7 protein-coding genes and 1 pseudogene are annotated in these 9,222 nt (G+C 75.2%); all 8 read right to left on the reverse strand.

Annotated features, from left to right (window positions below):
* Positions 1 to 278 (reverse strand): annotated as a pseudogene (locus ABZ495_RS36375) (hypothetical protein); the annotation flags it as partial.
* A 113-nt stretch (positions 279 to 391) separates the two neighbouring features.
* Complete coding sequence (locus tag ABZ495_RS36380; RefSeq protein ID WP_359840248.1) at positions 392 to 2,185, reverse strand: hypothetical protein; 1,794 nt, start codon at positions 2,183 to 2,185, stop codon at positions 392 to 394.
* Between the two features lie 198 nt (positions 2,186 to 2,383).
* Positions 2,384 to 2,698: a cupin domain-containing protein gene (locus ABZ495_RS36385; protein ID WP_359840249.1), complete on the reverse strand. Its 315-nt coding sequence runs from the start codon at positions 2,696 to 2,698 to the stop codon at positions 2,384 to 2,386.
* 161 nt (positions 2,699 to 2,859) lie between these two features.
* A complete protein-coding gene (locus ABZ495_RS36390; RefSeq protein WP_329487736.1) occupies positions 2,860 to 3,516 on the reverse strand; it encodes a YigZ family protein in 657 nt (218 codons plus the stop codon).
* Positions 3,517 to 3,705: 189 nt separating this feature from the next.
* Positions 3,706 to 4,995: an aldolase gene (locus ABZ495_RS36395; protein WP_359840250.1), complete on the reverse strand. Its 1,290-nt coding sequence runs from the start codon at positions 4,993 to 4,995 to the stop codon at positions 3,706 to 3,708.
* 135 nt (positions 4,996 to 5,130) lie between these two features.
* Positions 5,131 to 6,702 carry a DUF2637 domain-containing protein gene (locus ABZ495_RS36400; RefSeq protein WP_359840251.1) on the reverse strand — a complete coding sequence of 524 codons (1,572 nt, stop codon included), beginning with the start codon at positions 6,700 to 6,702 and terminating at the stop codon, positions 5,131 to 5,133.
* Between the two features lie 243 nt (positions 6,703 to 6,945).
* Positions 6,946 to 7,611, reverse strand: a complete 666-nt coding sequence (locus tag ABZ495_RS36405) for a response regulator transcription factor (protein WP_329487739.1) — start codon at positions 7,609 to 7,611, stop codon at positions 6,946 to 6,948.
* Entirely contained in the window at positions 7,563 to 8,972 is a 1,410-nt protein-coding gene (locus tag ABZ495_RS36410; protein ID WP_359840253.1) for a histidine kinase, read from the reverse strand. Before ABZ495_RS36410 ends, ABZ495_RS36405 begins: the two co-directional genes overlap by 49 nt.
* Positions 8,973 to 9,222 lie beyond the last annotated feature (250 nt).

The raw sequence follows: 9,222 nt of genomic DNA on the forward strand, positions 1-9,222 counted from the left end.
CGCGCGGCGGCCCGGGTGGGCACGGCGACCGCCTCGTCCGCGCCGTCGGGGCCGGTCCGGCCCCAATGCCCGTCGGCCGCCCGGTCGGCCGGGCCCGGCCGACCGGGCGGCCCGTCGGGCCCGTACGGACCATCAGGCCCGTCAGGCCCGGACGATCCGTCGGATCCGGCCGGACCGTCCGGGCCGCTGACGCCGAGGTCACGGAAGACCGAGGCCAGGAAGCCGGGTTGGGGGGCCATCACGGCGCCGTCGGGCTGGCCGTCTGCTGAGTGCTGCATCGGTCGCGGTTCCCCCATGCTCGTCCGGCGCCTGCCCGGGGCGGCCGGCGAGCCTACGGGCCGCCCCTGCCGGACATTGTCCACCGAACGGGCGCACCGGTCAGCCAAGCCTCTCAGTTGGTCCGGGTGTTGGTCAGGTGCAGGCCGATGTAGCCGACATAGATCCGGCCACTGCCCGAACAGTCGTCGAGGTAGTGCAGCCGCGGGGCCGTCCGCCCACCGCCGATCCGCAGGTGCGCGCCCATGAACGCCCGCCGGGAGGCGTCCACGCACTCCGGTACCGGAAGTATCCGCTCGCGCTTCCACTTGGTGTGGCTGAAGACCGTCCGCGACTCCCCGCGCACCGCCTTGCGGGGCGGGAAGCGGTGACGGCCGGCCGGGGTGTGCTCGCACCACTGCTTGAAGTCGCCGCCCGCCTCGCCGCGCACCGCCGCCTCGGCGTACTCCTGCAGGGACGTCAGGCCGCCCCAGGTGAGCCGGGCCCAGCCGGCCCCGGCGCACCGCAGGTCGTCCAGGGCGAGCGCGCTCTTCTGGTCCCCGGTGAAGGTGAGCAGCGGGAACTCGTCCAACCGGGCCATCAGTTCGGTGAAGCTGTCCGGCACCGCCCGGAACCCGGGAGCGCCCGGTGAGCCCGGTCTGCTGCCCGCGCCGGGCGCGGCCGGGCGGCGCCCCGCCGAACCCGGGCCGGCGCAGAGCCGACCGGCCGGCCCGCGGGACTGGACGCCCCGGCGCGGCCCGGTGACCGACCCGCCCGGCGGCTCGTCGGCCGCCGACGGCACCCGGCGGCCCCGGCGGCGCTCCCGGCGCAGGCTGTGCCGCACCCGCTCCAGCTCGTCGGCCCTCGCCTGCTGCTCGGCGTGGTCCTGCTGCTCCTCGTGGGCGAGCGCCGCCCGCTCGGCCCGGGCGGTGGCATCCTCCGGGCCGGTGCCCGGACGGGCCGCGGTCGCGGGCACCCGCAGCACCGGGACGGCGGCCAGCGGTGCCGGCAGCGGCAGCTCGGCGGCGAGCCGGCGCGGTTCGCGGGCCAGCAGCCCGGCCGCCCGGCGCAGGTCCTCCTCGATCCGGTGGCGGGCCAGCACCGGATGCCGCGCACCGTCCGACCGGGAGGCCGGATCGACCTCGGGCTGATAGGTGCGCACCGCCCCGCCGTAGACGGTGTGGTACTCCAGTGCGACGTTGAACTCGGTACGGGCGCCCGGATCCAGGACGTAGGCGGTGGCGAGGCCGGGGAGTTGGCGGCAGAGCGGGCGGACGACGTCCTCCACCCAGCTGTCGAGGTCGTGGTTGACCGGGACGCTCGCCACCACGACGGGCAGCCGGCGCTCCGGATCGCAGAGTGCGTCGATCAGGCCGTCGACCTCGGCGGCGGTCAGCACCCTCGGCGCCGACTGGACGGCGGCCGGGCCGTCGGTGGCGTCCAGCAGCGGCAGCAGACCGCAGGCGAGTTCGGGCACCGGCACCCGGCACGGCGTCCGTACCCCGGTGCCGGTGGTGTGCGTCTCGGCCTCCAGCCGGACCCAGGTGCGGCCGTCGGAGCCGGTCGCCGTGGTCAGCGTGAGTTGGTGGGTGCCGTGCGGGGCCGGGGTGCGCAGCCGGCGGCGGTCGTAGCGCCCGGCCCCCGGGCCGCCCCGCAGGGGGCCGCCGTCGCGGTCGAGCAGGACCCGGTCGCCCAGGCGCAGGCGTTCGGCGGGGACTTCGGCGGCCTCGGCGGCGACGGACCGGTGGGCGGCCGGCGGGGGCTCCTCACAGCCTTCGTGTTTCAGCCAGGCGGCGAGGCGCTGGTCCGCCAGGGCCACGGCGTCGGCGTGCGGGAGCGCGGTGGTGACGGTCATCCGATAGGGCGTCGCGAGGCCCCTGGGGCCGGGCAGACCGGCGCGGGCGGGCGACGAGGAACGGTCTGAGGTCATGCGCATACCTCCGTGGTGCGGTGGTGGGGTCTGTCGTCCTCCATCGATGGGGGTGTGTTCGTCCGGTTCTTGCCGGATCCTTGCCCAGGAAACGCCACAGCCCGGAGCGGAAGTTCCAACTCCGGGCCACGTCAATACGTTCGAGTGAATCTGCTCAAGCCGACCGCCGGACCGGACCGGCTTCTGCTGCCGCCGGTCTCAGCCCTCCGCGCGGCCCGCGCCGCTGCGGCTCCACTCCGGTTCGGCGACCGGCACCGCCAGCGGGCAGCCCTCCGGGGCGTCGTAATCGGCGATCAGCACCACGGGGACGGTCCCGTGGTTGCGGCCTACGTGGACGTGGACCGGCCCCGCCTCCTCGACCAGCGACTCGCCCGCCCGGCTGACCTCGACCCGGCCGTCGTGCAGGGTCCGGGTCTGCGTCCCCGACAGCACCACCACGTCGACCCGGCCCGGGTGGTAGTGCCAGCCGGTACTGGCGCCCGGGGGCAGGGTGATGGTCTGGACGAGGGACATCTCGGCTCGGCCTCCTGGTCGGCGATCCGCCCAGGCTAGGCAGGGTGCGGGAGGACGGGAACCCGGCCGGACCCGATCTGGCCGAAAGTCTGTCCGGCCCCCGGCCCGGTCGCTCCGCGAACCCCGGCCCGAGCGTCACCCCCGCGCCGCGGGGAACCCGCTCAGACCGGCACCTCGACATACGTCCGACCCGCCGCCACCGCCACCGCGGTACCGCCGGTCGCCTCGGCCAGCCAGGTGCGGAATTCGGCCACCTCCGGCTCCGGCACTCCGACCTCGATCCGCACCCCGGCAGCCTCGTACGCGAGGTCGCTCACCGTGTAGCCGGCCGCCCGCAGGTCGTTCTCGACCCGCCCGGCCCGGGTGTGGTCCGCCGCGACCGCGAGCAGCGCCACCGGCCGCCGCTCCAGCAGCCCGACCGCGTCCACCGCCTCCGACACCGCGCTCCCGTAGGCCCGGACCAGGCCGCCCGCCCCGAGCTTGATCCCGCCGAAGTACCTGGTCACCACGGCCGCGGTGTCGGTCAGCCCGCGCCGGCGCAGCACCTCCAGCATCGGCACCCCGGCCGTACCGCCGGGCTCCCCGTCGTCGCTGGAGCGCTCGCGCCGCTGCTCGTCGCCGACCACGAAGGCGGTGCAGTTGTGCCGCGCGTCCCAGTACTGCTTGCGGATGCCCGCGATGAACGCCTGCGCTTCGTCCTCGTCGGTGACCCGGGCGAGGTGGCAGATGAAGCGGGACTTCTTGATCTCGATCTCGTGGCTGCCCGCGTGCCGGATGGTCAGGTACTGCCTCGGGGTCGGCTCCGGCGTGGCGGACATGGTGCGGCGGCTCTCCCGGAAGACGGCGAAGGCTGGCGGCGGCCCCACGTGGTTCCGGGGCGCCACCGCCAGCCTAGGCCCTGCCCGTCCGGTCACCCGTCCGAGCCGGAGAGCGCCGGGTCCGAGCAGGGACGACTCGGGGCGGCGGCGGGTCGGAGCAGGGACGACTCGGGGCGGGGCCGGGAGGGCTCAGCGGCCGGCCAGCGCGTCCAGCCGGGCGCGGTCCAGACCGGTGAGCGAGAGGACCTCGGCGAGGTCGACCGCCCCGCAGTCCAGCCCGCGCAGCAGGTAACCGCTGAGCGCCCGGGCGGTCGCCGGCTCGTCCATCACGTCGCCGCCGGTCTTGGCGACGTACGCCGCCAGCCGGGCGGCGGCGGCTGCCAGGCCCTCGCGGTAGAAGGAGTACACCGCGACGTAACGGGTCGGCAGGTGCGCCGGGTGCATGTCCCAGCCCTGGTAGTAGGCACGGGCCAACGAGCGGCGGACCAGGTCGTGGTGGAGCTTCCAGGCGGCGTGCACCTGCTCGGTGGACCCGGTCGGGATGACGTTGGTCGACCCGTCGGAGAGCCGGACTCCGGTACCCGCGGCAGCCACCTGCATCACCGCCTTGGCGTGGTCGGCGGCCGGGTGGTCCATGCTCTGGTAGGCGGCGCCGACCCCGCAGGCGGCGCTGTAGTCGAAGGTCCCGTAGTGCAGACCGGTGGCCCGCCCCTCGGCGGCCTCGATCATCCGGGCGACGGTGGCCCGGCCGTCGGGGCCGAGGATCGCCTGGGTGGTCTCGATCTGGATCTCGAAGCCGATCCGGCCGGCCGGCAGCCGCGCCGAGCGCTCGAAGTCCGCCAGCAGCCGGACCAGCGCGGTGACCTGCTCGGCGTAGGTCACCTTGGGCAGCGTGAGCACCAGCCCCTCGGGTAGGCCGCCGGAGGCCAGCAGGGTGGTCAGGAACAGCTCCAGGGTGCGGATGCCGCGGTCGCGGACGGCCGCCTCCATGCACTTGATCCGGAGGCCGATGTACGGCGGGGCGCTGCCGTCCGCCACGGCGGCCGCGATCAGCTCGGCGGTCCGGACGGCGGCCGCGTCCTCCTCGGCGTCGGGCCGAGGGCCGTAGCCGTCCTCGAAGTCGATCCGCAGGTCCTCGACCGGCTCCCGCTCCAGCTTGGCGCGGACCCGGGCGTGCACGTCGGCGAGCAGCGCGTCGTCGGCCACGCCGAGCGCGCCGGCCAGGGCCGCCGGGGTACCGGCGTGCGTGTCGAACGCCTCCAGCGCCTGTCGGCCCCAGTCGCGGACGGTGTCGGCACCGAAGGCGTCGGCCGGGACGTAGACGGTGTGGACCGGCTGCCGGCTGCCGGAGTCGCCCGGGTAGCGGCGGGCCAGGTCGGCGTCGACCGGGGCGAGCAGCGCCTCCACCGCGGCACGCGCCGCTCCGGAGAACGAGGCTCCGCCCGCGGGACCGGTACCGTCCACCTCGACCTGCGACATCCGTACTCCTCCGTGCCGAACCAGCGCTTCAACAGTTTGTTGAGGCGAAGGTAGCCCCGCCGGAGTCGGGCGTCAATGGCCGACCGAGCGGCGGACGGGCGGGCGGCAGCTCCGGCTCCTGGGCGGGTCGGCCGGTCAGTCCCTCCCGGCGGCGGCGTAGCGGTCGCGCAGCTCGGGGAAGAGCTCGGCGACGTCCTTGTGGTGCACCGAGCCGTCCGGCCGGGTGCCGGTCACGCCGTACTCCTTGGTCAGCCAGTCCGCGAGGCGCTGCGGGCTGGGCTCCTTCTCGAAGGTGTCGATGTAGCTGACCAGCGCCGTGTAGCAGAGCTCGGGGTCGAGCCGCGACGGCGCCGGGCGGGAGGCGGAGTCGTACGGGCGGCCGGAGCCCTCGGCCGCGTCCGGCTCCGGGGCGAAGCCCTCCTCCTGCGGGTAGTCGGCCTCGCGGACGTACGCGGCGTCCTGCGCGTAGCCGGGCTCCACCGGGAGGTCCGCGTAGCCGGCGCCGTCCGGACCCGTGTGGACCTCGGACTGCGCGACGGCCTGGGCGGCCGGGCGCGCCACCGGCTGCGGCTCGGACTGGGCGGCGGACGCCCGCGGCGGCTTGAACCACGGCGAGGCCTGGCCCGGCACCCGGCCGCCCGGGGAGCCGTCGCCCTGCGGCCCGGTGGTCCGCACCGGGCGCTCGGTCCAGACGTTCAGCTCCTCCCGGGGCTGCGGCGGTGCCTGCTCCTCCTCGGCGGCCGGCTCCTGCGAGGCCCGCAGCCGCACCGCGGCCAGCTTGGCCAGCATCGGCGCGGCCACCTCCGCGGGCACCGCCGCCACGGCGGGCACCGGCGTCACGGCGGGCACCGCCGCCTCGGACCGGACCTGCTCCACCTGAAGGCCCTCCGGCCGAGTGTTCTCCGGCCGGGCGTTCGCGGGCTGCGCCTGCGCGAGCGGCTGCGCCTGCGGCTGGGTGCCGGCGGCAGCGGCCACCGGGATGGCGGCGGCCGGCGTCCGGCTCTCCCGGAGCTCGGTGGCCGTTCGGGACTCCTCGTCCAGCCGGTCCAGCAGCGCCGGGTCCAGTGGCACCCCGTACTTGGCCAGCTTCAACGGCAGCAGCGCCTGGATCGGCGCCGAGCGGCGCCAGCCGCGCCCGTACCGGAAGCGCAGCTGCGCCCGGTAGACCAGCCGGTTCTGCTCCAGCCGGACGACCTCGTCGTAGGAGCGCAACTCCCAGAGCTTCATCCGCCGCCAGAGCCGGAAGGTCGGCACCGGGGAGAGCAGCCAGCGCATCAGCCGGACCGACTCCATGTGCCGGTCGGCCGTGATGGCGGCGATCCGGCCGACCGCGTGCCGGGAGGCCTCGACGACGACCACGAACAGCACCGGGATGACGGCGTGCATGCCCATCCCGAGCGGGTCGCCCCAGGAGGCGGCCGCGTTGAACGCGATGGTGGCGACGGTCAGCAGCCAGGCGGTCTGCCGCAGCAGCGGGAAGGGTATGCGGAGCCAGGTCAGGACGAGGTCCAGCGCGAGCAGCACGACGATGCCGGCGTCGACACCGATCGGGAAGGCGTAGGAGAAGGCGCCGAAGCCCTTCTCGGACGCCAGCTCCCGCACCGCGTTGTACGAACCCGCGAAGCCGATGCCCGAGATCAGGCAGGCCCCGGCGGCGACCAGCCCGAGCAGGCTGCGGTGAGCCTTGGTGAGCGGAGGGCGTGCCATAACGTCTATCAACCCCTGGGTGTCGGCTGCGGCCGTGCGCTGCCTCGGCGCCGGTTCCCGGTGGTCGGGGCGCCGGACGACCGAGCAGCCGCCGGGCTCGGCCCACCGGAGTTTACTCGTACAGCTGTTTCAGCTTCCTCGCAGCCCGGGGTGGAACCGGCCCCGGCGGACACCGGGCGCGGGCCCCGTGTCGACCGGGTGTCGGCCGCGTGCCGATCGGGTGCCGACCGGCCGGGCGGGGCGTCAGGCCGGTCGCCCCGCCGTCCCGTTGAGATAGGCGAGGACGGCCTGGACCCGGCGGTTGGCGTCGTCGGCGGGGGCCAGACCGAGCTTGGTGAAGATGTTGGCGATGTGCTTCGCCACCGCGCCGTCGCTCACCACCAGCCGGGCCGCGATCGCCGAGTTGGAGCAGCCCTCCGCCATCAGCTCCAGCACCTCCCGCTCGCGCGGTGAGAGGTGGTGGAGCGCGCCCGGCCGGCGGGAGGTGCGCTGTACCAGCTTGGCGATCACGTCCGGGTCCATCGCGGTGCCGCCGGCCGCCACCCGGCGGACCGCGTCGATGAACTGGTCCGCGTTGAAGACCCGGTCCTTCAGCAGGTAGCCGACACCACCGGTGCCGTCCGCCAGCAGCTCCCGCGCGTACAGCTGCTGCACGTGCTGCGAGACCACCAGCACCGGCAGGCCAGGGATCTCCCGGCGCGCCTGGAGCGCGGCCTGCAGGCCCTCGTCGGTCAGCGTCGGCGGCAGCCGGACGTCGACCACGGCGACGTCCGGCCGGTGCGTCAGCAGCGCGTCCAGCAGTTCGGGGCCGGTCTCGACCGCCGCCGCGATGGTGAAGCCGTGCGCTTCCAGCAGCCGGATCAGGCCTTCGCGAAGGAGGTAGAGGTCCTCGGCGAGGACAACTCGCACGGCAGCTCCAAGGTGATGGTGGTCGGACCGCCCGACGTGCTGTCGATGGCCAGGACACCGTCGAAGGTACCCAATCGCCGCTCGATCCCGCGCAGGCCGGTGCCCCGGCTGGGATCCGCCACACCGACGCCGTCGTCCGTCACCGTGACCCGCAGGTTGCCGGCCCGGTAGAGGATGTCCACCCAGACCTGCTCCGCGCCCGAGTGCTTGGCCGCGTTGGCCAGCAGCTCGCAGATGCTGAAGTAGACGGCGGCCTCGACCGGCGCCGGCAGCCGGTCCGGGAGGCTCACGCACACCTCGGTCGGCAGGGCGCTGTCCAGCGCCAGCAACTGCACCGCGTCGCCCAGTCCGCGCTCGGCGAGGACCGGCGGGTGGATGCCGCGCACGAGGTCGCGCAGCTCCTGGAGCGCCCGGGCCGAGGACTGCCGGGCCTCGGAGAGGAGTTCGCGGGCGGCCACCGGGTCGGTCTCCAGCAGGTGTTCGATCGTGCCGAGGGTCATCCCGATCGCGACCAGCCGTGCCTGGGCGCCGTCGTGCAGGTCCCGCTCGATCCGGCGCAGTTCCGCCGCCTGGTTGCCGGCCGCGTCCGCCCGGGTCTCCGTCAGCTGGGCGACCCGCTTGGTCAGCTGGGCGTGCGAGGCGCGGCCGTCCTGGTCCAGCACCCGCCTGGCCAGTTCCACGTAGCCCCGCACCGCGTAGGGCGCCAGCACGACGCCGAGCGCCATCAGCAGCAGCCCCAGGACGACCGAGACCAGCGGGGAGGCGCCGGCCGGATCGATCGGCCCGTACTCCCGGTATTCCACCGGAGCGGTCGCCGCGTAGCCCGCCCCGCCCACCAGCAGACCGGCCACCGGCAGGGCGAGTGCGGCCGCGGCCGCCGGGCTGATCACCAACCAGGCGATCTCCGACCGGGTGGCCCGGTCCCGGGCGGCCCAGTGCAGCAGGTGGGCGAGCTTCGCGACGCCGTGGGAGCGGTGGTACGAGTACCCCGTCCACCAGTGGCCGCGCTCGTCCCGCTCCAGCGCCGGCCGGGGGTCGTACTCGACCGGCAGCCGGATCCCGTACCAGCGGGCGAGTTGACCGCGCGTCCGGTTCGCGACCCGGCGCACCAGCAGGCCGGCGGTGGCCGCGCCCGCGAGGGCCGCCGCGAGCAGGGTGAACACGGTGCCCAGCTCATAGGGGTCCAGCATCGAGTTCACCGCAGCACCGGCGAAACACGCCGCCAGGATCGGCAGGGCGACGGTGGGTACCGCCCCCAGCGCCACCAGCGCCAGCCGCACCAGACCGCGGCCGCCCGCCAGGAAGGCCGCCTCCGTCTGAGCGCGTACGCCCGCGCCGCTCGTTCGGTTCGCTGCTGTCACGGGTGCTCCTGGGGCCGGTACCGGTCGTCGTCCACCCAGTGTCGCCGGGTGGCAAGGGGCGGGGCACTGGCTGTCGCACCCCGATTCCGGGGTGGACCTAGCACCACCCCGGAGCGGCACTCCGTCCCGCCCGGCCGGGAGATCCCCCCGGCGAACCGCAGCCACCCACCGCGAATGCCGCCGGAGAATGCCCCTGGAAACGCAAAGAACCCCCCGATCCTTACGGACCGGGGGGTTCTTTGGAATGATT

Source organism: Kitasatospora sp. NPDC005748, assembly GCF_040630735.1.
Lineage (GTDB): Bacteria > Actinomycetota > Actinomycetes > Streptomycetales > Streptomycetaceae > Kitasatospora.

Bases quoted from the DNA above. Each gene is read 5' to 3' on its own strand.
- ABZ495_RS36385 (WP_359840249.1), bottom strand. From the start codon at position 2,698: ATGTCCCTCGTCCAGACCATCACCCTGCCCCCGGGCGCCAGTACCGGC.
- ABZ495_RS36390 (WP_329487736.1), bottom strand. From the start codon at position 3,516: ATGTCCGCCACGCCGGAGCCGACCCCGAGGCAGTACCTGACCATCCGG.
- ABZ495_RS36395 (WP_359840250.1), bottom strand. From the start codon at position 4,995: ATGTCGCAGGTCGAGGTGGACGGTACCGGTCCCGCGGGCGGAGCCTCG.
- ABZ495_RS36400 (WP_359840251.1), bottom strand. From the start codon at position 6,702: ATGGCACGCCCTCCGCTCACCAAGGCTCACCGCAGCCTGCTCGGGCTG.
- ABZ495_RS36380 (WP_359840248.1), bottom strand. From the start codon at position 2,185: ATGACCTCAGACCGTTCCTCGTCGCCCGCCCGCGCCGGTCTGCCCGGC.